This window comes from Pseudomonas sp. BIGb0381 (assembly GCF_024809815.1).
Taxonomy (GTDB): domain Bacteria; phylum Pseudomonadota; class Gammaproteobacteria; order Pseudomonadales; family Pseudomonadaceae; genus Aquipseudomonas.
In genome coordinates this window covers 18128-43741 of record NZ_JANUEN010000002.1, presented here as the reverse complement: position 1 = coordinate 43741, position 25614 = coordinate 18128, and the positions used below count along the sequence as shown (strand labels likewise).

At 62.9% G+C, this 25614-nt stretch carries 23 protein-coding genes and 2 pseudogenes; 16 read left to right on the top strand and 9 right to left on the bottom strand.

The genetic code is table 11. The annotated features are described in order from the left end of the window. Positions 1 to 22: 22 nt before the first annotated feature. Entirely contained in the window at positions 23 to 1747 is a 1725-nt protein-coding gene (gene ggt, locus M2397_RS06565) for a gamma-glutamyltransferase (RefSeq protein WP_131696496.1), read from the bottom strand. Between the two features lie 160 nt (positions 1748 to 1907). On the opposite strand from ggt, the gene M2397_RS06560 reads away from it, so the two are divergent. Then, a complete protein-coding gene (locus M2397_RS06560) occupies positions 1908 to 2558 on the top strand; it encodes a TetR/AcrR family transcriptional regulator (RefSeq protein WP_259242468.1) in 651 nt (216 codons plus the stop codon). Positions 2559 to 2568: 10 nt separating this feature from the next. On the opposite strand, the gene M2397_RS06555 is transcribed toward M2397_RS06560, so the two are convergent. From M2397_RS06555 to M2397_RS06540, 4 genes are all read right to left on the bottom strand, one after another. Further along, positions 2569 to 6090 (bottom strand): molybdopterin-dependent oxidoreductase, encoded by a 3522-nt coding sequence (locus M2397_RS06555; RefSeq protein WP_259242467.1) that lies wholly within the window; start codon positions 6088 to 6090, stop codon positions 2569 to 2571. After that, positions 6087 to 6578, bottom strand: coding sequence for a (2Fe-2S)-binding protein (locus M2397_RS06550; RefSeq protein WP_131696499.1), 492 nt, complete (start codon positions 6576 to 6578; stop codon positions 6087 to 6089). Before M2397_RS06550 ends, M2397_RS06555 begins: the two co-directional genes overlap by 4 nt. Before the next feature lie 142 nt (positions 6579 to 6720). Beyond that, positions 6721 to 7155, bottom strand: coding sequence for a MarR family winged helix-turn-helix transcriptional regulator (locus tag M2397_RS06545; RefSeq protein ID WP_131696656.1), 435 nt, complete (start codon positions 7153 to 7155; stop codon positions 6721 to 6723). Between the two features lie 122 nt (positions 7156 to 7277). After that, positions 7278 to 8330: a 2,5-dihydroxypyridine 5,6-dioxygenase gene (locus tag M2397_RS06540; protein ID WP_131696500.1), complete on the bottom strand. Its 1053-nt coding sequence runs from the start codon at positions 8328 to 8330 to the stop codon at positions 7278 to 7280. Positions 8331 to 8635: 305 nt separating this feature from the next. On the opposite strand from M2397_RS06540, the gene M2397_RS06535 reads away from it, so the two are divergent. The 7 genes and pseudogenes from M2397_RS06535 (at position 8636) to M2397_RS06505 (ending at position 14955) form a co-directional block, all read left to right on the top strand. Beyond that, positions 8636 to 9769, top strand: a complete 1134-nt coding sequence (locus M2397_RS06535) for an FAD-dependent monooxygenase (protein WP_145338822.1) — start codon at positions 8636 to 8638, stop codon at positions 9767 to 9769. Then, the gene (locus M2397_RS06530; protein ID WP_145338821.1) at positions 9766 to 10566 is read left to right on the top strand and encodes an alpha/beta fold hydrolase; all 801 of its coding nucleotides are present in this window, start codon (positions 9766 to 9768) and stop codon (positions 10564 to 10566) included. Before M2397_RS06535 ends, M2397_RS06530 begins: the two co-directional genes overlap by 4 nt. A 10-nt stretch (positions 10567 to 10576) precedes the next feature. Further along, a complete protein-coding gene (locus tag M2397_RS06525; protein ID WP_131696503.1) occupies positions 10577 to 11329 on the top strand; it encodes an Asp/Glu racemase in 753 nt (250 codons plus the stop codon). A 34-nt stretch (positions 11330 to 11363) separates the two neighbouring features. Continuing rightward, entirely contained in the window at positions 11364 to 11996 is a 633-nt protein-coding gene (locus M2397_RS06520; RefSeq protein WP_131696504.1) for an N-carbamoylsarcosine amidohydrolase, read from the top strand. A gap of 144 nt (positions 11997 to 12140) precedes the next feature. Further along, positions 12141 to 13451 (top strand): MFS transporter, encoded by a 1311-nt coding sequence (locus M2397_RS06515; protein WP_131696505.1) that lies wholly within the window; start codon positions 12141 to 12143, stop codon positions 13449 to 13451. A 79-nt stretch (positions 13452 to 13530) separates the two neighbouring features. Beyond that, positions 13531 to 13731: pseudogene (locus M2397_RS06510) on the top strand (LysR family transcriptional regulator); the annotation flags it as partial. Positions 13732 to 13809: 78 nt separating this feature from the next. Beyond that, positions 13810 to 14955 carry a MalY/PatB family protein gene (locus tag M2397_RS06505; RefSeq protein WP_259242466.1) on the top strand — a complete coding sequence of 382 codons (1146 nt, stop codon included), beginning with the start codon at positions 13810 to 13812 and terminating at the stop codon, positions 14953 to 14955. 55 nt (positions 14956 to 15010) lie between these two features. On the opposite strand, the gene M2397_RS06500 is transcribed toward M2397_RS06505, so the two are convergent. Continuing rightward, positions 15011 to 15226 (bottom strand): molybdopterin-binding protein, encoded by a 216-nt coding sequence (locus M2397_RS06500; RefSeq protein ID WP_003173733.1) that lies wholly within the window; start codon positions 15224 to 15226, stop codon positions 15011 to 15013. Positions 15227 to 15566: 340 nt separating this feature from the next. Between M2397_RS06500 and M2397_RS30390 the strand changes: the two are divergent. Further along, positions 15567 to 15716 (top strand): annotated as a pseudogene (locus tag M2397_RS30390) (ABC transporter ATP-binding protein); the annotation flags it as partial. A 175-nt stretch (positions 15717 to 15891) separates the two neighbouring features. Here the strand turns inward: M2397_RS30390 and M2397_RS06490 are convergent. From M2397_RS06490 to M2397_RS06480, 3 genes are all read right to left on the bottom strand, one after another. After that, positions 15892 to 16809 (bottom strand): FecR domain-containing protein, encoded by a 918-nt coding sequence (locus M2397_RS06490; protein ID WP_167655203.1) that lies wholly within the window; start codon positions 16807 to 16809, stop codon positions 15892 to 15894. Beyond that, a complete protein-coding gene (locus M2397_RS06485) occupies positions 16806 to 17324 on the bottom strand; it encodes a sigma-70 family RNA polymerase sigma factor (RefSeq protein ID WP_027607930.1) in 519 nt (172 codons plus the stop codon). Before M2397_RS06485 ends, M2397_RS06490 begins: the two co-directional genes overlap by 4 nt. A 91-nt stretch (positions 17325 to 17415) precedes the next feature. Further along, positions 17416 to 18357 carry a LysR family transcriptional regulator gene (locus tag M2397_RS06480; protein ID WP_184742017.1) on the bottom strand — a complete coding sequence of 314 codons (942 nt, stop codon included), beginning with the start codon at positions 18355 to 18357 and terminating at the stop codon, positions 17416 to 17418. A gap of 116 nt (positions 18358 to 18473) precedes the next feature. Here M2397_RS06480 and M2397_RS06475 point away from each other — a divergent pair, with 116 nt between their 5' ends. From M2397_RS06475 to rhaT, 7 genes are all read left to right on the top strand, one after another. Beyond that, positions 18474 to 19769 (top strand): MFS transporter, encoded by a 1296-nt coding sequence (locus M2397_RS06475; protein WP_131696510.1) that lies wholly within the window; start codon positions 18474 to 18476, stop codon positions 19767 to 19769. A 16-nt stretch (positions 19770 to 19785) separates the two neighbouring features. Continuing rightward, positions 19786 to 20970: an L-rhamnonate dehydratase gene (gene rhmD, locus M2397_RS06470; RefSeq protein ID WP_131696511.1), complete on the top strand. Its 1185-nt coding sequence runs from the start codon at positions 19786 to 19788 to the stop codon at positions 20968 to 20970. Between the two features lie 10 nt (positions 20971 to 20980). Further along, positions 20981 to 21781, top strand: a complete 801-nt coding sequence (locus M2397_RS06465; RefSeq protein WP_092489220.1) for an aldolase/citrate lyase family protein — start codon at positions 20981 to 20983, stop codon at positions 21779 to 21781. 10 nt (positions 21782 to 21791) lie between these two features. Then, positions 21792 to 23225 carry an aldehyde dehydrogenase gene (aldA, locus tag M2397_RS06460; RefSeq protein ID WP_259242465.1) on the top strand — a complete coding sequence of 478 codons (1434 nt, stop codon included), beginning with the start codon at positions 21792 to 21794 and terminating at the stop codon, positions 23223 to 23225. Positions 23226 to 23294: 69 nt separating this feature from the next. Next, positions 23295 to 24176 (top strand): amidohydrolase, encoded by an 882-nt coding sequence (locus M2397_RS06455; protein WP_259242464.1) that lies wholly within the window; start codon positions 23295 to 23297, stop codon positions 24174 to 24176. Then, positions 24176 to 24496, top strand: a complete 321-nt coding sequence (gene rhaM, locus M2397_RS06450; RefSeq protein WP_259242463.1) for an L-rhamnose mutarotase — start codon at positions 24176 to 24178, stop codon at positions 24494 to 24496. The genes M2397_RS06455 and rhaM overlap by 1 nt, the downstream gene beginning before the upstream one ends. Positions 24497 to 24536: 40 nt before the next feature. Further along, positions 24537 to 25595, top strand: coding sequence for an L-rhamnose/proton symporter RhaT (gene rhaT / locus M2397_RS06445; protein WP_090404933.1), 1059 nt, complete (start codon positions 24537 to 24539; stop codon positions 25593 to 25595). Positions 25596 to 25614: the final 19 nt, after the last annotated feature.

Genomic DNA, 25614 nt, shown 5'->3' with positions numbered 1-25614 from the left:
GCTCACTACAACACCGGGGCGGTTAGTAGCCCAACGACAGGCCGGTATTGCGACGCGGGTCATTCGCCCCATAGAAGCGGTTGTTACCTACCGGCTTACCCTCCAGGGACGGTGCCCCCACCAGGATCGCCGCCAAGTGGTTGGCATCCTGCGGCCCGGCAAACTTGTGGCCCCAGCTTTCCAGAATCTTCTGGGTGTCCGGGCTGACCGCGAAGGTCTCCAGGTTGGTGGTTTCCGGCATCCATTGCTGGTGGAAACGCGGCGCGTCCACGGCTTCCTGGATATTCATCTTATAGTCGATGACATTCAGGATGGTCAGCAAGGTCGCCGTAATGATGCGGCTGCCGCCCGGTGTACCCACCACCATCACGGCCTTGCCGTCCTTGGTCACGATGGTCGGGCTCATCGAGGAAAGCGGCGCCTTGCCCGGTGCGATGGCGTTGGCTTCCCCCTGGACCAGCCCGTACATGTTCGGTACGCCGACCTTGACGGTGAAGTCATCCATTTCATCGTTGAGGATCACCCCGGTCTTGCTCGCCATCACGCCCGCACCGAACCAGTCGTTGAGGGTGTAGGTCACCGAGACCGCGTTGCCCCACTTGTCGACGATCGAGTAGTGGGTGGTGTTGTTGCCTTCGTGCGGCGACACACCCGGCTTGATTGCCTGGGAATCCCCGGCCTTGTGCGGATCGATGGCGTCACGCAGTTTGGCCGCGTAGTTCTTGTCCAGCAGATGCTCGATCGGGTTCTTCACGAAATCCGGATCGCCCAGGTAGCTGTTACGGTCCACATAGGCGTGGCGCATGGCTTCGATCTGGTAGTGCAGGCCCTGGGCCGAGTGATAGCCCAGGTCAGCCATCGGGTAGCCTTCGAGGATGTTCATGATCTGGCAGATCACCACCCCACCCGAGCTTGGCGGCGGTGCCGAGACCACGTGGTAGCCACGGTAGTCGCACTCGATGGGCGCCAGTTCGCGGGTTTTGTACCTGTCGAGGTCGGCCTGGGTGATGATGCCCTTGCCGGCCTGGCTGGAATCCACCAGGGCCTTGGCGACCCAACCCTTATAGAAACCGTCGCTGCCCTTGGCGGAGATTTCCTTGAGGGTCTTGGCCAGGTCTTTCTGCACCAGCTTCTGGCCGACCTGCAGCGGCTGGCCGTTGTGCAGGAAAATCCCGCGCATATCCTTGTCTTTTTCGAACTCGCCGGTGGCGGTGTGCAGCAGGTCGATATCGCCCTGCTCCAGGGCAAAGCCGTTTTCCGCCAGCTTGATCGCCGGGGCAATCACCTGGGCGCGTTTGAGTGTGCCGTACTTGCTCAGGGCCAGCTCCATGCCGGACACGGTGCCGGGCACGCCGACAGCCAGATGCCCCTTGGCACTCAAGCCTTCGACCACATTGCCGGCCTTGTCCAGGTACATATCAGCGGTGGCCGCCAACGGGGCCTTTTCGCGGAAGTCGAGGAAGGTCTTGCGCCCATCCGCCAGTTGCACGGTCATGAAGCCGCCGCCGCCCAGGTTACCCGCCGCCGGGTACACCACCGCCAGCGCGTAGCCGACCGCCACGGCGGCATCCACCGCGTTCCCGCCGGCCTTGAGTACATCCACGCCGACATGCGTGGCCAAATGCTGGGCGGTCACCACCATGCCATTTTCACCGGCCACCGGGGCCTGGGAAGCGGCTTGCACGCCGCTGACCGTCAACACCAAGGCGGTGGCAATTAATGCGCGGTTGAAAGGTTGGTATTTCATCCATGGCTACTCTAGTTATTGAGACGCACCAAAATAGCCCGCCCCGAATTTAATCCCCAGCACAATGGCGTTTTTATTACAGAACCTGTCGGTCACAGAACGGAGCGGAAAAAGCCCATGCTATATTTCGCGCCCAAACTGTCCTGCAAGGCGCTTTGACATGGCGATCAAGAAGACCGGAATTCGTGCCCAACAGGCGGACCAGACGCGTTCACGCATTCTGCAGGCGGCGGTCAAGGTGTTCACCCGCGACGGCTATTCCGGTGGGCGCGTCGACACCATTTCCAAGGAAGCCGACTCCAACGACCGCATGCTCTATTACTATTTCGGCAGCAAGGAACACCTGTTCGTCTGCGTGCTGGAACACACCTACGAGCAGTTCAACCACGCCGAAAGCACACTCAAGCTGGACCTGGATGCGCCGGTGCAGGCCCTGCGCGAGCTGGTCGCGTTTATCTGGAACTACTACGTCAAGCGCCCGGAGTTCGTGGCGATCCTGAGCATCGAGAACCTGCACCAGGGCAAGCACGCCAAGCAGTCCGGCGAATTGCGCAGGCTGTCGGGGGAAGCGGTCGGCGTATTGCGCCCGATCATCGAAGCCGGCCAGGCCCAAGGCGTGTTCCGCAAGGATGTCGACCTCAAGCACGTGTACTTGATGATCGCCTCGCTGTGCTACTTCTATAACTCCAACCGCCACACCCTCAGCTCATTCCTCGGCGAAGACTTGTCGAACAAGGGGCAGCAGCAGGATTGGCTGGGGTTTATCAGTGACCTGGTGGTGCGCGGCGTGACCCCCCTCCCACCGCTTTAACCCTGTCGTGTCAGTGAGTACCAGGGTTGGCGCGCAGCTGCGCGACCTTCTGTTCCACCCCACTCCACACCGGCGCATTCGGCGCAAACCGCCCGCGCAGGTACGCCACCAGATCCGCCACCTGGCTGTTGGACAAACTGTCCTTGAAACCCGGCATGTAGCCCAGGTCCTGGGTCGCAGGTTTGCTGATGCCTTGCAGGATCACCTTGATCAGATTGTCCGGCTGGTCGCTGTACACATTGGTATTGGTTGCCAGCGACGGGCTCACCCCAAACAATTTCGGCCCCAGCCCGTCGGCGTGGCAGGCCTTGCACGCACCTTCGAACACGCGCCGGCCATTGGGATTTGGCACCGTCGCGGCCACCTGCACTTCAGCAACGGCCTCGCCCTTCAGCGACGCCAGGTACACCGCCATCGCACGGATATCTGCCTTGGGCAGTTTCGACAACTCGCTCACCACCGGCCCCATCGGGCCTGCCGCCACACCATGGGCATCGGAATAGCCGGTGCTCAGATAGGTGAATAGCTGGTCCTCGGTCCAAGGCGTCGGCGCCTTCGACAACCCGGTCAGTGCCGGCGCCTCCCAACCATCGACCATGCCGCCCGCCAGGAAGGACTTACCGCCCTTCTCGGCCCCCATGAAATTGCGCGGCGAGTGGCACGCGGCGCAGTGGCCCAAGCCGTTCACCAGATAATTGCCGCGATTCCATTGCTCGCTGCGCTCAGGCTGCAGCGATATTTCACCGCGGCGCAGATTCAACGCATTCCACCCCGCCATCAGCGGCCGGATATTGAACGGAAAACCCATGGCATTCGGCGTCGGCGCCTGGCTGACCGGCGCCTGGGACATCAGGTAGGCGTACAGCGCCTGCATATCCGCATCGTTGATATTGCGAAACGCCGTATAGGGAAACGCCGGGTACAGGTTGCGCCCGTCGCGGCCAATGCCATCGCGCATCGCCCGCTCGAACGCAGGATAAGACCAGGCGCCGATGCCGGTCTCTACATCCGGGGTGATATTGCTGCTGTACAGGGTACCGAAGGGGGTTTCCATGGCCAATCCACCGGCATTGACCGCGCCACCGGGCGCCGTATGGCACACCGCGCAATCGCCCACCGCCGCCAGCAAGCGTCCGCGCTCCAACGTGGCCTTGGACCAAGTGCCGGCACTCGGCGCAGCGATGGGTGCGATTTCATTGTGAAACGGCCAGGCCGTAGCCAGCAGCGCGCCCAACGTCGCGAACAGCGCACCAAACCACCACTTGCGGCGTTTTTCCGGCGACCTGGCCGGTTCACCCAACGTGCCGGCATTCAGCGCCGCCAGCACCCGCTCCGGGGTGATCGGCAATTCGCGAAAACGAATCCCGGTGGCGTCGTAGATCGCATTGGCAATCGCCGCCGCGCTGGGCACCGACGCCGATTCACCCGCGCCCATAGGCGGCTGGTCCTGACGCGGCATCATCAGCACGTCGATCTGCGGCACCTCCGGGAACGTCAGGATCGGGTAACCGCCCCACTCCTTGCTCGCCACCGTCGATTCTTCAAAGGTCACACGCTCCTTGAGCACGCGGCTGGTGGACTGGATCACATTGCCGTGGATCTGATGCTGCACGCCAGACGGGTTGATCATCATCCCCGCGTCATGCCCGATCACCACCCGCGTCACCGACACATCGCCGGTGTGCTTGTCGATGGCCACGTCCGCTACCCAGGCGGCCCACGCTGCGCCGAAGCCGGGGAACTTGCTGTGGATGTAGCGCGCGTAGGCAAAGCCGCGACCGCGCAGCAGGTGGTCTTCACTGGCGGTCTGCATCGGCGCGGTGCGCGGTGACCAGTTGGCGCGTTCGGCGGTGGATTTCACCAGGTCGATGGCGCGCTCGTCCTTCAGATAGCGCAGGCGGTATTCCACCGGGTCGACGCCGGCCGCGAAGGCCAGCTCATCGATATAGGACTCGTGGGCAAAGGTGTTGGGCAACGCCGACACGCCGCGCATCCACGACGCGCGCACGATGGGCGCCATGTCGTTGATGGTCACGCGCAGGTTGTCGATGTCGTAGGGCGGAATCGAGGTGCGGTCGCCCATCTCGAACATCGCCGCCAGCGGTTCGACGCGGCCGGTGAGCAAGAGAGCCAGGGTCGGTGCGCCGTTGGAGGGGTAGCTGGTGTCGAAGTCGTAGGCGGCGATGCTGCCATCGGCGTTGAGGCCGCCGTCCACCTCCATCAACTGCGCGGTGCCCTTGGGCTCCCACAGGTGTTCCTGTTCGCGGCTCAATTGCACGCGCACCGGCTTGCCCACCGCTCGGGACAACAGCAAGGCATCGGCGCACACATCGTCGGCGCAATTGCGTCCGTAACAGCCGGAAGCTTCCATGCGGATGACCTCGATCAGCGCCTCATCGCATTCCAACAACCACGCCAGGTCGGCGCGCAGCAGGTGCGGGTTCTGGCTGCCGGACCACACGCGGCTGCCGGCCGGCGAGTAATCGGCCAGCCCGCAGGAGGGACCGATGGAGCCATGCATCTGGTATGGCCACAGGTACGTACGCGGCATGCGTTGGCTGGCGTCGGCCAGGGCGGCGTCGACATTGCCCTGGTCGAGCACGGTGCGGCGCACCCGTGGGTTATCGCGGATGGCCTGTTCCACATCGCCCATGTCCGGCAGCGCGGTATTCCAGGGTTTCCAATGCACCTGCAACGCCTGGGCAGCCTTGATCGCCTGCTCTTCGCGCAGCGCCACCACGCCGACAAAATCGCGGATCACCACCACCGCGACGATCCCGGGGATATGGGCGATGGAATCTTCATCCACGCGCAGCAGGCTGTTGCCGACAAAGTCACCGCAATCAAGCCCCGCATACGGCGGGCGGATCACCCGGCCGTGGAGCATGCCCGGCACACGCATATCGTGCACATAGGTCAGTTCACCGGTGGCCTTGCCCGGGATGTCTACCCGCGCAGCGCCCTTGCCCACCAGGCGATAGTCCTCGACGGCCTTGAGGGGCGCATCGCCGCTGATGCGCAACTGGTCGTGCTGGCCGCTGACCAGTTCCGCGTAGGTGCTGGTACGCCCGTCGACGCCGTGAATCATGCCGCCTTCCACCCTGAGGCTGGCCGTGCTTACGCCCCAGCGCCCCGCCGCCCGCGCCAGCAAGAAGCGCCGCGCCTCCGCCGCCGCATTACGCAGTGGGATCGCGGAAATCTGCAACGTGGCACTGGCAATGGTCGCGCCCTGGTTCGGCACGCGCTCGGTATCGCCGAGCACCATCTTCACCTGCTTCATGCTCAGGTCGAGTTCCTCGGCGACGATCTGCGCCAGCGCGGTACGTATGCCGGTGCCCAGGTCCACATGGCCGTTGAATGCGTACACCAGGCCGTCATCGTTGACGGCAATAAACAGCCCCAGCTCCTTGGGCTTCACGCTGGGCGTACCCCCCTTGGCCACCGGCCCCGAAGGCGGCAGCACGTCATCGACGATCAACAGAACGCCGGTCTTGGCCAGCCACTGGTCACGGGAAAGCGGGGTGTCGGTCATGGTGATCCATCCACGTTCATCAGGCGCGCGGCTCGCAGCACCGCGCGAAGGATTTCGATATGGGTGCCGCAGCGGCAGAGGTTGCCCGCCAGCTCAAGGCGCACCTGGGCTTCGCTGGGGCTGGGGTTACGGTCGAGCAAGGCCTTGGTGGCCATGATCATGCCGTTGAGGCAGTAGCCGCATTGCGCGGCCTGCTCATCGATAAAGGCCTGCTGCACCGGGTGCGGCGCCTCGCGGGTACCGAGGCCTTCGAGGGTGACGATCTTGCGCCCCACCGCGCCCGACAGCGGAAATACACACGACCGCGCAGCGACGCCATCGATGATCACGGTGCACGCACCGCACTCGCCCAGGCCGCAGCCGTACTTGGGGCCGTTGAGTTGCAGATCATTGCGCAGTACCAGCAACAGCGGTGTATCCGCCATGGCGCTGACTTCGCTGGTTTGCCCATTGACCTCAAGCGCTACCGTGATGTGCTGGCTGATCATTTGCTTCGCCCGAATCATTTGATGAAGTAGGCACTACATTAATAAGCCAAAAAAAAGCGTCGCGAACCTGGGGTCTCACGACACACTTGACTGATGAAGTGCCTGCTACATCAACACAGAGCAAAAACGATGCCAGCCGGCTTTATTCCTGGGGATCGTCGATCATCTTGCGCAACAGAAACAGCACCGCGATCCGTTCGGCAGGGTTGAGGTTGCTCATGGTCAATTCGCTGATCTGTGCGGCGCGGGGCGTGGTTTGCGCGACCAACTCGGCGCCGGCGGCAGACAGATCGACCACCACCTTGCGCTTGTCCTGCGGGTCGGGCTCAAGGGTGATCAGTTCCTTGGCCTTGAGCCGCTCGACAATCCCGCGAATGGTCGCCTGGTCCACGGCCGTGGCCTTGACCAGTTCAGTGAGGGAACTTGCACCGTGATCGCGCAACGCACACAGGGTGACGAACTGCACGGCGGTAAGCTGGGAATCGCCGACATTCTGCTGAAAAATCGCCAGGTGGCGCTGGTAGGCCTTGCGCAGCAGGTGGCCAACTTGTTCAGAAAAAACGTAGGAATCAGGCACGGCGAGCTCGGTGGGTGGTTGGCGATGGGTGGGCATGATGGCCGCGTTATTGGATGTACTCAAGTTTCCCACTGAAGAAACTCGGTCAAACATGTGGGGGACTTGACCCCCACATTGGATTTTCAGCGTGCCAGGGAAGCTTTTGGGGCAACCACATCCCCGCCAATGACCACCGCCTCATCATCCAGATACACATCGCAGTTACGCAGCGGAATATCCATATGGCAGGGCGTCTTGCGTGTGCCACCCACTTCGGTATTCGGCCCGGTGGAAAACAGGAAATTGCCATAGAACGCCCGCGCATCCATGCACATGCCGTCATTCTTGTCGTGCAGCCCCATGGCCGTCCACTGCGCCCGTGGCTGCAGGCCCCAGCCGATATGGGAGATGCCGTACACCTCGGGATCATTGAAGTACTTCATGTAGTCACGCAGGTACTCGGCCTCGAAACCGCCGTGGATCCCGGTGATAAAACCCTTCTCGATTTCCAGGGTGATCTGCTCGCGGGTATAGGTCTTGAACGGCAGCAGAATATCGCCGACATCCAGCACCAGCACGCCCTCGGCGGTTTCTTCATTGGGCCAGGAAAACAGGAAACCGCTCGGCCAATGGTCCCAGCGCCCCGGCTCATCGGCAAAACCGTACTCGGTCACCGACGGGTACTGCCCCAATGCGGCGCGGAAATCACTGCCGGCGCGGGACTTCACATGGATCGAACGCGCCTTTTTCAGTAACTGCTCGGCGGCCAGCACACGCACCTTGTCGGCCTCGGTGGGCAGCATGCGCGCCAGCACTTCCGGCGGTTCCACCGCCAACAGGATGCGCGTGCCGGTCTTGAGGATCTGCTCCTGCTCCGGCGAATGCAGCAGCATCATGGTGTCGACGATCAGGTCGGCCGCCTCCAGGGCGCGCTGGGCGGCGAGATTGCCGGTGAGCGCGGTGTCGCCGCAGTAGGCGGTCATGTCATTGCCCATCGCCCGTGGATGGTTGAACGATGGCAGCTCCACCGCATACACCTTGGCCCCCAGGCGCTGCGCCGCATCCATCGCGGCGCGCACGGTGCGCGGGTCGGAGTAATGGCTCTTGAGCACGGCAACGCTCTGAGTCGGATCGACCTTCGACAGCTTCAGCACGTGTTCAAACATCTGGGTCAGTTCGCAATCGCTTACCGGCATTTTCCTGTCTCCTGTGGGGCTGCACCACGTTCAGGCATCGCGCTTCACACTGGTGCATTTATATAGCGTACACGCCAATTAATATTGATAAGACCTGAATTGAAGGCGGACTGCAAGCACCGCACAAAAACGTTACCTTTTCACACATACCCAACAGATACAGGGATAAATACAGTACAGATGACGAATGCAGCCAAAAAACAATTTCATTAACTTGGGCTTTCAATTTTAAAAACGTAGCGTATACACTAAAAAACTCGCGGACAGATGCCGCCGACAATCAAAGAGACAGAGGATCACGCCCCATGGGAAGCACACAAAAAATCGCTATCGTCGGTGCCGGCCTGGGCGGTGCAGCTGCAGCCACCCTGTTGCAGCAAGCCGGCTTCGACGTCGACATCTACGAGCAGGCACCCGAGTTCTCCCGGCTGGGCGCGGGGATCCACATGGGCCCCAACATCATGAAAATCTTCCGCCGCATGGGCATCGAAAAGCAGCTGGACCTGATGGGCTCGCACCCCGAGTACTGGTTCAGTCGTTGCGGCGAAAGCGGTGAATACCTCTCGCGTATCCCGCTCACCGGCTATGGCGCGTCCTACATCACCGTGCACCGCGGCGACCTGCACGCCCTGCAGATGTCCACCCTCAAGCCTGGCACCCTGCACTTCAACAAGCGCCTGGAAACCCTCGAAGAAACCGACACCCAGGTGCGCCTGACCTTCGCTGACGGCGAAGTGACCTATGCCGACATCGTGATCGGCGCCGACGGCATCAATTCAAAGATTCGCGAGGAACTGCTCGGCGCGGAAAAGCCGTTGTACAGCGGCTGGGTCGCGCACCGCGCGCTGATCCGTGGCGACCAATTGGCCAAGTACGACTTGAAGTTCGAGGACTGCATCAAATGGTGGACCGAGGACCGCCACATGATGGTCTACTACACCACCGGTAAGCGCGACGAGTACTACTACGTGACCGGCGTGCCCCATGCCGAATGGGACTTCCAGGGCGCGTTCGTCGACAGCAGCCGCGAAGAGATGTTCGACGCCTTCAAGGGCTACCATCCCACCGTGCAGGCGTTGATCGAGAGCACCGAAAGCGTGACCAAGTGGCCGTTGCGCAACCGCAACCCGTTGCCGCTGTGGAGCCGTGGCCGTCTGGTGCTGCTGGGCGATGCCTGCCACCCGATGAAGCCACACATGGCCCAAGGCGCCGGCATGGCCATCGAAGACGCCGCGATGCTCACCCGCTGCCTGCAGGAAACCGGCATCAGCGACTACCGCACGGCCTTTGGACTCTACGAAGCCAACCGCAAGGAGCGCGCATCCCGAGTGCAGGCCGTATCGAACGCCAACACCTGGTTGCGCACCCAGGAAGACCCGGCCTGGGTCTATGGCTATGACCTCTACGCCCAGCCGCTCAAATCGGGGGTGGCCGCGTGAGTACCTTCCTTTACGGCGGCAACGTCCAGGCCAATGGCATTCGCCAGCATTACCTGCGCTATGGCGGCAAAGGCCCGACTCTGATTCTGATCCCGGGCATCACCAGCCCGGCGATCACCTGGGGCTTCGTGGCCGAGCGCCTGGGCGCGCAGTTCGACACCTACGTGCTGGATGTACGCGGGCGCGGGCTGTCCTCGACGGGTCCGGAGCTGGATTACAGCGCGGATACCTGCGCCGAGGACGTCGGTGCCTTTGCCGATGCGCTGAACCTGGACAGCTACCACCTGATGGGCCACTCCATGGGCGCGCGCTTTGCGGTGCGCAGCGCCGTGCTGCATCCCCAGGGCGTCAACCGCATGGTGTTGATCGACCCACCGGTATCCGGCCCGGGCCGACGCGAGTATCCGAGCAAATTGCCGTGGTACGTCGACTCGATCCGTCAATCCCTGGTCGGCATGGATGCACAGGCGATGCGCGCCTTCTGCGCCACCTGGACCGACGAGCAACTGCACCTGCGCGCCGAATGGCTGCACACCTGCTTTGAGCCCGCCATCGTGCGCGCCTTCAATGACTTCCACACGGTGGACTTCCACCAGGACCTGCCCCACCTCATGGCCCCAGCCCTATTGATGGTGGCCGGACGCGGCGGCGTGATCCTCGACGAGGACATCGCCGAGATCCAGGACCTGCAAGCGCGCATCCAGGTGGTCCGCGTGCCGAATGCCGGACACATGATTCCGTGGGATGACCTTGAAGGTTTCTTCGATGCCCTCGGCGACTTCCTCACACAACAATAAGGACACTTCCATGCAGAAGCCCTACCGCATCGGCCAGATAGTGCCAAGCTCCAACACCACCATGGAGACCGAGATCCCCGCCATGCTCACCGCACGCCAGGCGATCCGCCCCGAGCGCTTTACCTTCCACTCCAGCCGCATGCGCATGAAGCAAGTGCGCAAGGAAGAACTGGCGGCCATGGACGGCGAATCCGACCGCTGCGCCGTCGAACTGTCCGACGCCAAGGTCGACGTGCTGGGGTATGCGTGCCTGGTGGCGATCATGGCCATGGGCTTGGGTTACCACCGCAAATCCGAACAACGCCTGCGCAAGGCCACCGCCGATAACGACGCCAACGCCCCGGTGATCACCAGCGCCGGTGCGCTGATCGAAGGCTTGCAGGTGATGGGCGCCAAGCGCATCGCGATTGTCGCGCCGTACATGAAACCGCTGACCGAGCTGGTGGTGAACTACATCCGCGAAGAAGGCTTCGAGGTGGTGGACTGGCGCGCGCTGGAGATCCCCGACAACCTCGAGGTGGCCCGCCACGACCCGGCCAACCTGCCGGCCATCGTTGCCGGCATGAACCTGGAAGGCGTCGACGTGATCGTGTTGTCGGCTTGCGTGCAGATGCAGTCGCTGCCGGTGGTGGCCAAGGTCGAGGCGCAAACCGGCAAGCCGGTGCTCACCGCCGCCATCGCCACCACCTACGCCATGCTCAAGGCTCTGGACCTGGAACCCATCGTTCCCGGTGCGGGCGCCCTGCTCTCCGGTGCGTACTGAAGTGAGCCCTGTTCGAAAATGAGGGATTGAAAAGATGAGCGAACAATCCGCCAACGCCAACTACCAGGGCGTGTGGGGCAACCGCATCGGCTTCGGCAAGAAAGCCGCGCTGCTGATGATCGACTTCATGCAGGGCTACACCACCGAAGGCGCGCCGTTATATGCACCCGAAGTGGTTGTCGCCGTGGCTGAAAGCATCGAACTGTTGGCTACCGCACGTCAGCACGGGATTGCGGTGGTGCACACCAATATCCGCTACCATCCCGGCCATTTCGCCGATGGCGGTATCTGGGTGAAAAAAGCCCCGGTGATGAAAGACATGGTCGAAGGCAACCCACTGGCGGCGTTCTGCGCCGAGGTACTGCCTCAAGCCGATGAAGTGGTGATCACCAAGCAGTACGCCAGCGCGTTTTTCGGCAGCAGCCTGGCTTCGATGCTGCATGCCCAGGGTATCGACACGGTGGTGCTGGCCGGCTGTTCCACCAGCGGCTGCATTCGGGCGACGGCGGTGGACGCAGTGCAGCATGGGTTTCGCACCATCGTCGTGCGTGAGTGCGTCGGTGATCGACACCCGGCACCCCATGAAGCCAACCTGTTCGACATCGACAGCAAGTACGGCGACGTGGTGAGCAAGCAGGAGGCCATGAGCAAGTTCAGGGAGCAATGAGGCCTTACCCCCAACCGCGCCACAGAGCACGGCACCTGCAGAACAATTCTGACACTGCCTTTGGAAGCCGCTTCGACAGCATTCCGAAGTGCTGAAACAAAAGCGGCTGTATAAAAACCATAAGTCACCGCCAGGAGACACCCGATGCCCATTGCGAATGCAGCGCCCGCGACCACAGTCGCCGATCCGGTCAACACGCTTTACCACAAGATCACCTGGAAGCTGATTCCCTTCCTGTGCTTCTGTTATCTGGCCGCTTACCTCGACCGGATCAACATCGGCTTCGCCAAACTGCAGATGCTCGACCAATTGCAGTTCAGCGAAACCGCGTTCGGCCTCGGCGCCGGGCTGTTCTTTGTCGGCTATATCCTCTTTGAAGTCCCCAGCAACCTGGTACTGGAGCGGGTCGGCGCGAAGATCTGGATCGCGCGCATCATGATCACCTGGGGCCTGTTGTCGGCCTGCACCATGCTGGTCACCTCCACGACCCAGTTCTACATCCTGCGCTTCCTGCTCGGCGCCGCCGAAGCCGGGTTCCTGCCTGGCGTGCTGTACTACCTGACCACCTGGTTTCCCACCCATCGGCGCGGGCGCATCATTGCGCTGTTCATGATCGGCCTGCCGCTGTCCAGCGTGATCGGCGGCCCGTTGTCTGGCTGGATCATGGGCCACTTCGACCACATCGGCGGCCTGCGCGGCTGGCAATGGCTGTTCCTGATCGAGGCGGTACCCAGCGTAGTGCTCGGCGCGCTGACGTTCTGGGCGCTGCCAAACACCTACCAGCAAGCCAAATGGTTGTCGGACGAAGAAAAAGCCTTGCTCGAAACCGAACTGCGCAAGGACGACACCGATGGCGCCGGCAGCAAGCACAGCTTCCGTGACGGATTCTTCAACCTCAAGGTGTGGATGCTCGGCGGCATCGACTTCTCGATCCTGCTCAGCGCCTACGCCATGGGCTTCTGGATGCCGACGTTCATCCGCAACGCCGGGGTCACCGACACCTTCCATATCGGCATCCTCACCGCCCTGCCGAGCGTCGCCGCCCTGCTGGGCATGCTGTTGATCGGCGCCAGCTCCGACAAACACCGCGAACGCCGCTGGCACATCATCGTGCCGTTTTTCATCGGCGCGGCGGCGATGGCCACCAGCACCTTCTTCACCCATAACGTCGCGGCTACCGTGGCGCTGTTCGCGATTGCTTCGGCGGCGATCATCGGCGCAGTGCCGGTGTTCTTCAGCCTGCCGGCGACCTTTCTCAAAGGCACCGCCGCCGCCACCGGTTTTGCCCTGGCGTGCTCGCTGGCGAATATCGCCGGCCTGGTGAGCAACTCGTTGATGGGGGTGGCGATCGACGTCACCGGCAGCAGCGCCGGCGCGCTGTGGTTCTTTGCCGGCTGCCTGATCCTCAGCAGCTTCCTGGTCATCGCGTTGCCGGCGAAACTGGTCAATCGCTGACACCCCTGTACCGCACCCGCCTTGCGCGGGAGCGGTCATCCTCAGCCCGCCAGGGCAAAGCCGCGCTGCAGGTCTTCGCATTAAAGCGGCCACTCGCGCAGACCTGGGGGTGACGCCGCGCAGCATGGAAATGCTCGGCCCGGATATGCGCGTGCTGGGCGAAACGGATGGGTTGCCGAGGTTGCCGGAGGTCACGTACTACCTGTGGATTCGGCCGAATACGGCAAACCCGATTGCGCGCAAGGCGTATGACTTGATTCGGGGCAACCAGGGCCTGTAAAGACGGGGCTGGCATCTGGATTTTATCCCGTTAGAATCATCGCCATTCCCGTCTGCCCTCCCTGACACGAGCCCCTTCATGAGCGTTGATTTCGACACGATCCACCCCCGCCTCGGCACTGGCAGTACCAAATGGAACCGTTACCCGGCCGATGTGTTGCCGATGTGGATCGCCGACATGGACATCGCCGCGCCGCCCGCCGTTCTCCAGGCCCTGCACGCTCGCGTCGACCAGCAGATTCTCGGCTACAGCGTGGCCGGCCCGGATGTACGCGAGGCCATCGTGGCCGACCTGTGGGCCAAGTACGCCTGGCGCGTACAGCCCGACGACCTGCTGTTCCTGCCCGGCGTTGAGCCTGGCTTCAATATGGCGCTGCACGCCTTTGTACAACCGGGCCAGCCGGTGGTGCTGCAAACCCCCAACTATCGCCCGATTCGCCTGGCGCCCGGCCACTGGAACCTGCCGCGCATCGAAGTACCGTTCCAATTGCGCGGCGCTGAATACATCACGCCAATGCCCGCCCTGCGCGAGGCCCTGACCGGCGCCGGCGCACTGCTGCTGAGCAACCCGCACAACCCGATCGGCAAGGTCTTCCCCCGCGAAGAACTGCAGGCCTTGGCCAATGCCTGCCTGGAAAACGGCGCGCTGATCATCAGCGACGAAATCCACGCCGAGCTGTGCTTCGACGGCCGCCGCCACATCCCCACCGCCAGCCTCAGCCACGAGATTGCCCAGCGCACCATCACGCTGATGTCGGCGAGCAAGGCCTACAACGTAGCCGGCTTGAAGACCTGCTTTGCGGTGATCCAGAACGCCGAGATTCGCGAGCGCTTCAACCAGGCCCGCTGCGGCATGGTCGACAGCGTCAGCCCCCTGGGCCTGGAAGCCACCCGCGCCGCCTACAGCCAGTGTGGTGAATGGCTCGACGCGCTGAAGCAGTACCTGCAAGCCAACCGCGATTACCTGTTCGAGGCCGTGCAAACCCGCTTGCCCGGCGTGGTGATGCATGCGCCGCAAGGCACATTCCTCGCCTGGCTGGACTGCAGCGCCCTGGGCCTGGATGACCCACAGCACTTCTTCCTGGAGCAGGCCAAGGTCGGACTGAGTGCGGGGATCGAGTTCGGTGACGACAGCCAGCAGTTCGTGCGCCTGAACTTCGGCTGCCCACGGGCCTTGCTGGAAGAGGGTCTGCAACGTATGGAGCGTGCGCTGCAGCAGCGCTAAGGCACCGTCGCAGGTTTTATCAATGTGGGAGCAGCGCTCCCACATCAGGTGGGCGTCACAGCTTGGCGATGGACACTTCGGTGGACTTCACAAAGGCAATCACTTCGCTGCCTACCTTCAATTCCAGGTCACGCACCGAGCGGGTGGTGATCACCGAAGTGACGATGCCGGATGCGGTTTGCACGTCAATTTCGGACACCACCTCCCCCAGCAGAATTTCCTTGATCACGCCCTTGAACTGGTTGCGCACGTTGATCGCTTTAATGGTCATGTCGGCTTTCCTTTTGGCTGTTGGGTCAATCCGCACGAATGCGCAGGCCCTCAAAGTGCGTTATCCGAGAGAACATTAAAAGGAATATATAACTATTTATTTATTCCATATAGAAATATACAAGCTGTTGCCCCATCAACAGCCGATCAACAATTTGCTCCCCCCCCCGGTAGCAGCTTTCGAGTCCCGGCAAGGCTGCGTCGGCCGCGACTCGATCCTGGGTCGGCAGTGCGCCTGACGCAGCCTCGAAGGCGAAGTGGTGTTTGTGTTTCGGGAACCACGCCTGATGCCTGGGCTCACGGTGGAGCAGAACATCGGTATCAGCGATGACAACCCCTGAGACCGGGTGCTGGTGATGGACAACCAACCGAGCAGCATTCGCCAGGCACTGGCGGTCGACCTGCCGCACCCGAGAGACCGACGTGATCCGTTGCTGGCCCGGCTCAAGGCGCTGGCCTTGACCGAGTTGCAGCGTGCCCACGTGATCTGAGGACTACTCGTAACCTGTGGCGAGCGGGCTTGTCCCGCGCTGGGCTGCGAAGCAGACCCAAAGCCAGGCGCTGCGGTTTACCTGACAGAACACAGGGATCCTGATTGGGGCTGCTTCGCAGCCCAGCGCGGGGCAAGCCCGCTCACCACAACAAGCAGGCTTGCCACAAAGCGCATCAAGCCGCCTTGCGCAGGCTCACCCAATAACGGGTTCGAGATTGCACCTCCAACCCCAGGGTCGAGGCCAGCAGGCCGAGGATGCGGTCGGTGTCATCCAGGCGAAAACTGCCGGTCACCCGCAGCGTTTCCAGGCTGGGATCCCAGCGTAATACGCCCGGACGATAGCGTTCCAGCTCGCGCAGAAAATCCCCCAGCAACTGGTTCTGTGCGGTCAACACGCCGTCGCGCCAACCCAGCTGCAGCACATCGAACGGCACCCAGGCGCCAAGTCCGCCGGCTTTCAGCGGTGCTTGCTGCCCCCCCTGCAATGTCGCCAGGTTTGCGCTCAAATCACGCACCTGCACCGCGCCCTTGAGCACCGACACCAGGCAGCCGGAAGGCAGTTGCCGCACGCACACCTCGGCCTGGCTGACGAGCAATTGGCCGTAGCGGGTTTGCACCGTCATCGCCGCCGCGCCCGGAACGTTCAGCGCCAGCTCACCGTCGACCAGGGTGATGCGCCGTTGTGCCAGGTCCACGTCTACGGCTGTAGCGGTATTCAGTTGCAGGCTGCCACCCTCGGCCAACGGCATGCGTTTGCGTTCGCCGGTGGCGGTGTGCACGTCGGCACGCCAGGCTTCGATAGGCAACTGGCGGCTGATCAACCATGCCGTCGGCAGCAGCGCCGCCACGCCCAAGGCACGCTTGAGCACGGCACGTCGCCCCGGTTGCGGGCGGTCGAGGCTGGCCATCGCGAGCGCCTGGGGCAAGTCGCTGAAACGCTGGCGCAAGGTCTGGGCTCTTTGCCAGGTCTGTTCATGCTGGGGATGGCTGTCGCGCCAATGCTGCAACGCGGCGTGATCGCGCTCGGTGGCCGCGCCGGATTCGAGCAGCGCCAGCCACTGGGCGGCGGCGCGCGCGACGTCGCGGCTCACAGCTCCACCAGCAGGCAATGCTCATAGGCCTGGGCCATGTAGCGCTTCACCGTACGTTCGGACACGTCAAGACGCTCGGCAATCTCGCGGTAACCCAGGCCCTCCAGCTGGCTCCATAGAAACGCACGGCGCACCAGCACGGGCAAGCCGTCGAGCAATTCATCCAGGGCTTGCAGGGTTTCCAGCACCAGCCAGCGCTGTTCGGGCGACGGCACACAGGTGTCGGGCAAGGTGGCCAGGGCATTGAGATACGCCTGTTCGAGGCTGCGGCGCTGATGAAAATTCACCAGCAGGCGCTTGCCCACCGTCACCAGGTACGCCCGGGGTTCCTGCATCTGCGCAATCGGCTGCGCACTGGCAAGCACCCGCAGGAACGTGTCCTGGCTCAGGTCGGCCGCATCCCAGGCATTGCCCAGTCGCCGCCGCAGCCAGCTTTCCAGCCAACTGCGATGGTCACGGTACAAGCTTGATAGCGTCAGTTCGGGGGCGTGCGTGGGGACAACAGCATCATTCATGGCAACAACCTGCACGGCGCGATTGAGTCTCAAATGAGATTCATTCTATTTAATATCGTGCCGGGACACCATGATCTTTTCAACCTCGCGTTTACAGCATCGCCGCCTTCTGCCGCAGCAGGTCAATAAACAAGCCCAATTCGCGGCTCACCCCCTCGCCCTTGCGCAACAAGATGCCAAACGGCGCCAGCCGCACGTCCAGGGCCACCGGCAGCGCGACCACCAGGCCCATTTTCAGATAATCACGCAAGGCACTTTCCGACAGCACCATCACCGCGTCGGTCAGTTGGATCAACTGCTGCATGGAGTACACCGAGCTGCATTCGATGATGTCCGCCGGGCTTGGCAGCGCCAGGTCTTGCAGGGCCTGGTCGAAACCGATACGCGCCGGGCTGGTTTGCGGTTGCAGGATCCACGGCCAGTCGCGCACCAGCTCCGCCAGGGATAGCTGGCCGCGTCGGACCAATGGGTGGCCGGCGTGCACCACCACCAACAGACGCTCGTTGCCCAGGGGTTCGAAGCTGTAGTGCTCGCTGTCGGTGGCAGCGTTGCGCCGGGAGATGGCCAGGTCGATGCGCCCCCGCTCCAGCAGTTGGATCACCTGGTCGCTGGTGTCGCCCATGATGCGGATACGCAGTTGCGGGTTGAGCGCCTTGATCTGCGCAATGCAGTCCATCACCAGGTCCGGCGCGGCGCCCATGATGGTGCCGATGGACAAGTAGCCATACCCGCCCTGCTGGCGCGCCATCAGGTCTTCGGCGCAACGGTCGAGACCGCTCAGTGCCGATTCGGCAAAATTGATCAGTTGCTGGCCGAGTGCCGTAGGACGCATCCCCCGTGGCAGGCGCTCGAACAGGTCACAGCCGAACATGTCCTCGATCTCGCGCAGCATACGCGTGGCTGCCGGTTGCGACATGCTCAGGGCCTGGGAGGCGCGGTGCAGGTTCTGGCTGGAACTCAGCGCCACCAGCATATGCAAGTGCTTGTAGCGCAGACGGTTGAACAGGCTGGGAGAGATCGTGGGACTACGCATTTTTTTCCTTATTATCGATACCCTGAGGTTATCGGTTGTAAGCGAGATTCGATTTGTAGCGCATTGCTCGGCCGCCGTACAGTCCGGTCCATAAGAACAAAACAACGGACCTCCTCATGAAAACCCTGCCCGCACACCTGCTCGCCAAGATTTCCTGGCGGCTGCTGCCCTTCCTGCTGTTGATGTACATCATGGCGTTTCTCGACCGCGCCAACGTCGGGTTCGCCAAGCAAGCCTTCCAGGCCGACACCGGTTTGAGCGATGCCGCCTTTGCCTTTGGCGCTGGTGTGTTCTTCGTCGGCTACGCGCTGCTGGAAGTGCCGAGCAACCTGATCCTGCACCGTGTCGGCGCCCGCCTGTGGATGTGCCGGATCATGGTCAGTTGGGGCCTGATTTCGGCGGCGATGGTGTTCGCCCATGACGAAACCAGCTTCTACGTGCTGCGCTTCCTGCTGGGCGTGGCCGAAGCCGGGTTCTTCCCCGGCGTTATCCTCTACCTCACCTACTGGTTCCCCCAGGCCGTGCGCGGCAAGGCCATGGGCTTCTTTTACTTTGGCGCGCCCCTGGCCTTTATCTTCGGCAGCCCATTGTCCGGTTTGCTCTTGGAGATGGATGGCTTCGGTGGGATTCACGGCTGGCAGTGGCTGTTCGCCGTGGAAGGCTTGATGGCCAGCGCGGTAGGCATCTGGGCCTACTGGTACCTGGACAATCGCCCCGCCGACGCCAAGTGGCTGAGCGTGGACGAGCGCCAGCAAATCCAGAGCCTGCTCGACCTGGAAGACCAACACAAAACCTCCCATGGCCGCAGCCTGCTGACCGTGTTGTGCCAACCCTCGGTGCTGTACCTGTGCCTGGTGTACCTGCTGATCCAGGCCAGTGTGTATGGCGTGGTGTTTTACCTGCCCACCCAGGTGGGCGGCCTGCTCGGCACCAAGGTCGGCTTGATGGTCGGGCTGGTTTCGGCGATTCCCTGGGTCTGCGCGCTGTTCGCTGCCTGGTGGATCCCCGGTTATTCCGACCGCACCGGCGAACGCCGCCGCACCGCCTGCCTGACGTTATTGATGGCGGCCGCCGGCATCGCCTGCTCGGTGACCTTCGCCAACCCACTGCTGGGCATGCTCGCGCTGTGCTTTGCCGCCTCGGGTTTTATCGCGGTGCAGCCGGTGTTCTGGACCTTCCCCTCCAGCTACCTGGCCGGCAGCGCCGCCGCAGCCGGCATTGCGTTGATCAATTCCTTCGGTGCCCTCGGCGGCTTTATCGCCCCAGTGATCAAGCACTGGGCCGAAGGCGCCTTCGATTCCCCGGCGGCCGGTTTGTACCTGCTGTCCGCCACCACGGTGCTCGCTGCATTGCTGGTACTGGGCATCCATTCACCCGGCCGCACCGCGTCGAACACGCCGGCCACTGTTTAATTCCAGGAGTCATACCATGGGTCATCTCACCATCAAACACGTGCGCGCCTTTGTCCTGCGAGGCGGCGGCGCCGATTACCACGACCAGGGCGACGGCCATTGGATTGACGACCATATCTGCACGCCCATGAGCAAATACCCTGAGTATCGCCAGAGCCGCCGCAGCTTCGGCATCAACGTGCTCGGCACCCTGGTGGTGGAAGTCGAAGCCAGCGACGGCACCGTCGGTTTCGCGGTGACCACCGGCGGCGAACCGGCGGCGTATATCGTCGAAAAACACCTGGCACGCTTTATCGAAGGCGCACGTGTCACAGACCTCGAGAAGATCTGGGACCAGATGTACCAGTCAACCCTCTACTACGGTCGCAAGGGTTTGGTGATCAACACCATTTCCGGGGTGGACCTCGCGCTGTGGGACCTGCTCGGCAAGATCCGCCAGGAGCCGGTGCACCAGTTGCTCGGCGGCGCGGTGCGTGACGAGTTGCAGTTCTACGCCACCGGCGCGCGCCCGGACCTGGCGCAGAAGATGGGTTTTATCGGCGGCAAGATGCCCCTGCACCACGGGCCCAGCGAAGGCGAAGAAGGCCTGCGCAAAAACCTCGAAGCCCTGGCGACCATGCGCGAACGGGTCGGCCCGGAGTTCTGGTTGATGCTCGATTGCTGGATGAGCCTGGATGTGAACTACGCCACCAAACTGGCGATAGGCGCCCATGAACACGGGCTCAAGTGGATCGAGGAAGCGCTGTCTCCCGACGACTACTGGGGCTACGCCGCCCTGCGCAACAACGTGCCAAAAGGCATGTTGGTGACCACCGGCGAACATGAAGCCACGCGCTGGGGCTTCCGCATGCTCCTGGAAATGGGCTGCTGCGACATTATCCAGCCGGATGTCGGTTGGTGCGGCGGCCTCACCGAGCTGGTGAAAATCTCCGCCCTGGCCGATGCCCACAACGCAATGGTCGTGCCCCACGGCTCGTCGGTGTACAGCTACCACTTTGTTGCCACCCGCCATAACAGCCCGTTCGCCGAATTTCTGATGATGGCGCCCAAGGCCGATGAAGTGGTGCCGATGTTCCACCCGCAACTGCTCGGCGAGCCGGTCCCGGTGAATGGCCGCATGCGCTTGTCGGTGCTCGACAAGCCCGGTTTCGGCGTAGACCTGAACCCGGATTGCCAGTTGCACCGTCCGTACAATCGCTGAGGAAAACGCCATGAATATGCCCCGTAATGGTTTCAAGGCCGCCCTGGCCAAGGACGCCACCCAATATGGCATCTGGGCCGGTTTTGCCACCGGCTACGCCGCCGAGATCGTCGCCGGCCTCGGCTACGACTGGATGCTGATCGACGGCGAACACGCGCCCAATACCGTGCCCAGCGTGCTCAACCAATTGCAGACCGTGGCCCCGTACGCCACCGCACCGGTGGTGCGTGCGGTCAACAGTGACGCCAGCCTGATCAAGCAACTGCTCGACGTCGGCGCCCAGACCCTGATGATCCCCATGGTGGAAACCGCCGAACAGGCCCAGGCCCTGGTGCGTGCCATGCGCTATCCGCCCCATGGCATTCGCGGCGTCGGTGGCGGCCTGACCCGCGCCACCCGTTGGGATGGCGTGGCCAACTACCTCAATACCGCCCATGAAGAGCTGTGCCTGATCGTGCAAGTGGAGTCGCGCCTGGGCGTGGAAAACGTCGCGGCGATTGCTGCCGTGGAAGGCGTGGATGCGGTGTTTATCGGCCCCGCCGACCTGTCCATCGGCCTCGGCCACGCAGGCAACCCCGGCCACCCTGAAGTGCAGGAGCGCATCAAGCACGCGGTGGAGGCCACCCTCGCCGCCGGCAAGGCCAGCGGCATCCTGGCGCCCAACGAAGACGACGCACGCCGCTACCAGGCCTGGGGTTGCCGCTTTATCGCGGTAGCCATCGACATCAGCCTGCTGCGCCAGAGCGCCCTGGCCACCCTGGCCCGCTACCGCCCTGCCGCTGAAACGAACGCGCCATCGCGCACTTACTGAGGAGCTGCCCATGCCATCCGTTCCCGTGTACCAGAACTTTATCAACGGCCGCTTTACCCCAAGCCAGGCGCACATCGATGTGTTCAACCCGGCGACCGGGGTCTTGTTGTCCAAGGTCCCGGCGTCCACCGCCGACGACGTCGACCAGGCCCTCGCCGCGGCCCGCAGTGCGCAAAAAGACTGGGCGCGCAAACCCGCGATCGAACGCGCCGGGCATCTGCGCCGCATCGCCGCCAAGCTGCGGGAAAACGTCGCCCACCTGGCCCGCACCATTACCCTGGAGCAAGGCAAGGTCAGCGGCCTGGCCGAGGTCGAAGTGAACTTCACCGCCGACTACCTCGACTACATGGCCGAATGGGCGCGCCGCATCGAAGGCGAGATCATCACCAGCGACCGCCCCAACGAAAACATCTTCCTGTTCCGCAAACCGTTGGGCGTGGTGGCCGGGATCCTGCCGTGGAACTTCCCGTTCTTCCTGATCGCCCGCAAGCTGGCCCCGGCGCTGCTCACCGGCAACACCATCGTGATCAAGCCCAGCGAAGAAACCCCGAACAACTGCTTTGAATTCGCCAAACTGGTGGCCCAGACCGACTTGCCCGCCGGCGTGTTCAATGTGGTGTGCGGCGATGGTCAGGTCGGCGCTGCACTGACTACCCACAAGGGCGTGGACATGATCAGCTTCACCGGCAGCGTCGCCACCGGTTCACGCATCATGGCCGCCGCCGCGCCGAATATCACCAAGCTCAACCTGGAGCTGGGCGGCAAGGCGCCGGCCATCGTGCTGGCAGATGCCGACCTGGACCTGGCGGTCAAAGCCATCCGCGATTCGCGCATCATCAACACCGGCCAGGTGTGCAACTGTGCCGAGCGCGTGTACGTGGAGCGCAAGGTTGCCGAGCCATTCATCGAGCGTATCAGCGCGGCCATGTCCGCGACCCGCTACGGCGATCCGCTGGCCATGGCCGATGCGGAAATGGGTCCGTTGATCAATCGCCAGGGCCTGGACAGCGTCAACCGCAAAGTGCGCACCGCCCTGAGCCAGGGCGCCACGTTGGTCAGTGGCGGGCAGATCGCCGACCTGGGTGCCGGCTTTCACTTCCAGCCGACGGTATTGGCCGGGTGCCGGGCCGATATGGAGATCATGCGCGAAGAGATCTTCGGCCCGGTGCTGCCGATCCAGATTGTCGACGACCTCGACGAAGCCATCGCCCTGGCCAATGACTGCGACTACGGCCTGACCTCGTCGATCTACACCCGCGACCTCGGCAAGGCCATGCACGCGGTGCGCGAGATCGACTTCGGCGAAACCTACGTCAACCGCGAAAACTTCGAAGCCATGCAAGGCTTCCATGCCGGCGTGCGCAAATCCGGGATCGGCGGCGCCGACGGCAAGCACGGCCTCTACGAGTACACCCATACCCATGTGGTGTACCTGCAGAGCTGAGGTGGTGAAACGGGTCGGTGCGCGTTAGCGTGCGGGCCTTTCCTGACAAAATCCCACAAGGATTGCGCGATGCCCCTGACGCCTTATAGCGGCCCCATCATCGACAGCCACCTGCACCTGTTCGACCCACGTCGCCCCCAGGGCATCCCGTGGCCCGAGCCGGGCAATCGGCTGTACACCGCCCATTTACCTGCCGACTACTGGGCCCTGGCCGGCCCACACAATGTGATCGGCGCAATTGCCGTGGAAGCCAGCCCATGGCGCGACGACAACCGCTGGCTGCTGCACACCCTGCGCCGCGAGCCGCGCATGCTCGGTTTTGTCGGCAACCTGGACCCGCTGCACGCCGACTTCGCCACCGACCTCGAGGCCCTGGCGGATGAGCCGCTGTTCCTCGGCCTGCGCTACGGCAACCTGTGGGACCGCGACCTGCTGCACGACCAGACCCGCCCGGGGTTTATCGACGGCCTGCGCCAACTCGCCGCCACCGGCCGCAGCCTGGACAGCGCCAACCCGAACCCGCGCTTGCTCAAAGGCCTGCTGCAGCTGAGCGACGCATTGCCGCAACTGCGCATCATCGTCGACCACCTGCCCAACGCCCAGGTACCGGTGGGTGAAGAGGCGGCGTACCACGCTAACCTGCTGCGCCTGGCCGAGCGCCCGAATGTGTTCGCCAAGCTGGCGGAAATTCCCCAGCTTGGGGCGCAGGGCTTGATCACCGATACTGCGTTTTACCACGACCGCCTGGCCGTGCTGTGGGAGGCCTTTGGCGAAGAGCGCTGCTTCTTCGGCAGCGACTGGCCCAACAGCGATCACTTGGCGGATTTCGCCACCACCCTGGGGCTCGTCAAACGCTGCATGGCCGACAAACCTGAAACCGTGCAGGCCAAGTTTTTCCTGCATAACGCCGTGCGTATCTACACGCCCACGCCACCCCATGGAGCGCTGTAATGCAGACCCGCGCTTTTCGCATGCACCTCAATCCGGGCCAGGCTGATGAATATCGCCGGCGTCACGACGAGATCTGGCCGGAACTGGCCCAGGCCCTGCTCGACGCGGGCGTGGTGGATTACCGGATTTTCCTCGATGAGGCGACCAATGCGCTGTTCGCCGTGCTCACCCACGAAGACACCCACGGCCTGGATGAACTGCCCGGCACCGCACTGATGCAACGCTGGTGGCGCCATATGCAGGACATCATGCCCAGCCATGGAGACGGCTCGCCGGTCAGTGTCGACCTGCTGCCGATGTTCCAGCTGAGCCGCCCTTGAATTAACCGACCCACAACAACAATAAAAAGGATTCGACCACGTGGAAATCATTCTCCTCGGTGTGATTCTGCACTTTATCGGCGGCTTCGCTTCCGGCAGTTTCTACATCCCCTACAAGAAGGTGCGCGGCTGGGCCTGGGAAAGCTACTGGATCACCGGCGGCCTGGTGTCCTGGCTGATCGTGCCGCTGATCGCCGCCCAACTGACGGTGCCAGGCTGGGTGGAAATCCTGCGCAATGCCGACACCGGCACCCTGCTCTGGACCTACCTGTTCGGTGTGCTGTGGGGCATCGGCGGCCTGACCTTCGGCCTGACTATGCGTTACCTGGGCCTGTCCTTAGGCATGTCGCTGATCATGGGCCTCACCTCGGCCCTCGGCGCCTTGATGCCGGCGCTGTACCGCGACCTGTTCACCCAGGACACCGAAGGTACCCTGACCTCGATGCTGGCCTCACAAGGCGGGCATTGGGTGCTCTGGGGCGTGGCGGTATCGCTGATCGGCATCGCAGTGTGCGGCAAGGCCGGGCTGATCAAGGAACGGGAAGTGTCCGCAGCGGTGAAGTTCGCCAGCGTCAGCGAATTCGCCCTGGGCAAGGGCATGCTGGTGGCGGTGATTTCCGGCGTGCTGAGTGCCTGTTTCAGCTACGGCATTTCCGCCGGTCGCCCACTGGCGGCGGCGGCGGTGGAACATGGCGCCAACAGCCTGTTCCAGAACAACGTGACCTTCATGGTGATCATGTGGGGCGGCCTGACCACCAACGGCATCTGGTGCCTGTGGCTGAACTGGCGCAACCGCACCTTTCATAACTACACCGACCGCAGCACCCCGCTGCTGGGCAACTACCTGTTGGTGGCCATTGCCGGCACGCTGTGGTTCCTGCAGTTCTTTTTCTACGGCATGGGCGAAAGCCGCCTGCAGAACGACGCCAGTTCCTGGGTGCTGCACATGTCATTCATCATCATCGTGTCCAACTGCTGGGGCCTGTATTTCCGCGAATGGCACGGCACCAGCGCGGCCAACAAGGGCGTGCTGGTGGCGGGCATCGCGGTGATCCTCGGCGCTATCGCCATGGTCGGCTACGGCAATTACCTCGGCTGACGCCGCTTGATTTTCTAGG

Coding starts and splice junctions, on each gene's coding strand:
- rhaM (WP_259242463.1), top strand. CDS start 24,176: ATGCAGACCCGCGCTTTTCGCATGCACCTCAATCCGGGCCAGGCTGAT.
- M2397_RS06560 (WP_259242468.1), top strand. CDS start 1,908: ATGGCGATCAAGAAGACCGGAATTCGTGCCCAACAGGCGGACCAGACG.
- M2397_RS06480 (WP_184742017.1), bottom strand. CDS start 18,357: ATGCGTAGTCCCACGATCTCTCCCAGCCTGTTCAACCGTCTGCGCTAC.
- M2397_RS06535 (WP_145338822.1), top strand. CDS start 8,636: ATGGGAAGCACACAAAAAATCGCTATCGTCGGTGCCGGCCTGGGCGGT.
- M2397_RS06485 (WP_027607930.1), bottom strand. CDS start 17,324: ATGAATGATGCTGTTGTCCCCACGCACGCCCCCGAACTGACGCTATCA.
- M2397_RS06520 (WP_131696504.1), top strand. CDS start 11,364: ATGAGCGAACAATCCGCCAACGCCAACTACCAGGGCGTGTGGGGCAAC.
- M2397_RS06555 (WP_259242467.1), bottom strand. CDS start 6,090: ATGACCGACACCCCGCTTTCCCGTGACCAGTGGCTGGCCAAGACCGGC.
- M2397_RS06505 (WP_259242466.1), top strand. CDS start 13,810: ATGAGCGTTGATTTCGACACGATCCACCCCCGCCTCGGCACTGGCAGT.
- M2397_RS06515 (WP_131696505.1), top strand. CDS start 12,141: ATGCCCATTGCGAATGCAGCGCCCGCGACCACAGTCGCCGATCCGGTC.
- M2397_RS06465 (WP_092489220.1), top strand. CDS start 20,981: ATGAATATGCCCCGTAATGGTTTCAAGGCCGCCCTGGCCAAGGACGCC.
- M2397_RS06475 (WP_131696510.1), top strand. CDS start 18,474: ATGAAAACCCTGCCCGCACACCTGCTCGCCAAGATTTCCTGGCGGCTG.
- M2397_RS06540 (WP_131696500.1), bottom strand. CDS start 8,330: ATGCCGGTAAGCGATTGCGAACTGACCCAGATGTTTGAACACGTGCTG.
- M2397_RS06500 (WP_003173733.1), bottom strand. CDS start 15,226: ATGACCATTAAAGCGATCAACGTGCGCAACCAGTTCAAGGGCGTGATC.
- M2397_RS06550 (WP_131696499.1), bottom strand. CDS start 6,578: ATGATCAGCCAGCACATCACGGTAGCGCTTGAGGTCAATGGGCAAACC.
- aldA (WP_259242465.1), top strand. CDS start 21,792: ATGCCATCCGTTCCCGTGTACCAGAACTTTATCAACGGCCGCTTTACC.
- M2397_RS06455 (WP_259242464.1), top strand. CDS start 23,295: ATGCCCCTGACGCCTTATAGCGGCCCCATCATCGACAGCCACCTGCAC.
- M2397_RS06525 (WP_131696503.1), top strand. CDS start 10,577: ATGCAGAAGCCCTACCGCATCGGCCAGATAGTGCCAAGCTCCAACACC.
- ggt (WP_131696496.1), bottom strand. CDS start 1,747: ATGAAATACCAACCTTTCAACCGCGCATTAATTGCCACCGCCTTGGTG.
- rhmD (WP_131696511.1), top strand. CDS start 19,786: ATGGGTCATCTCACCATCAAACACGTGCGCGCCTTTGTCCTGCGAGGC.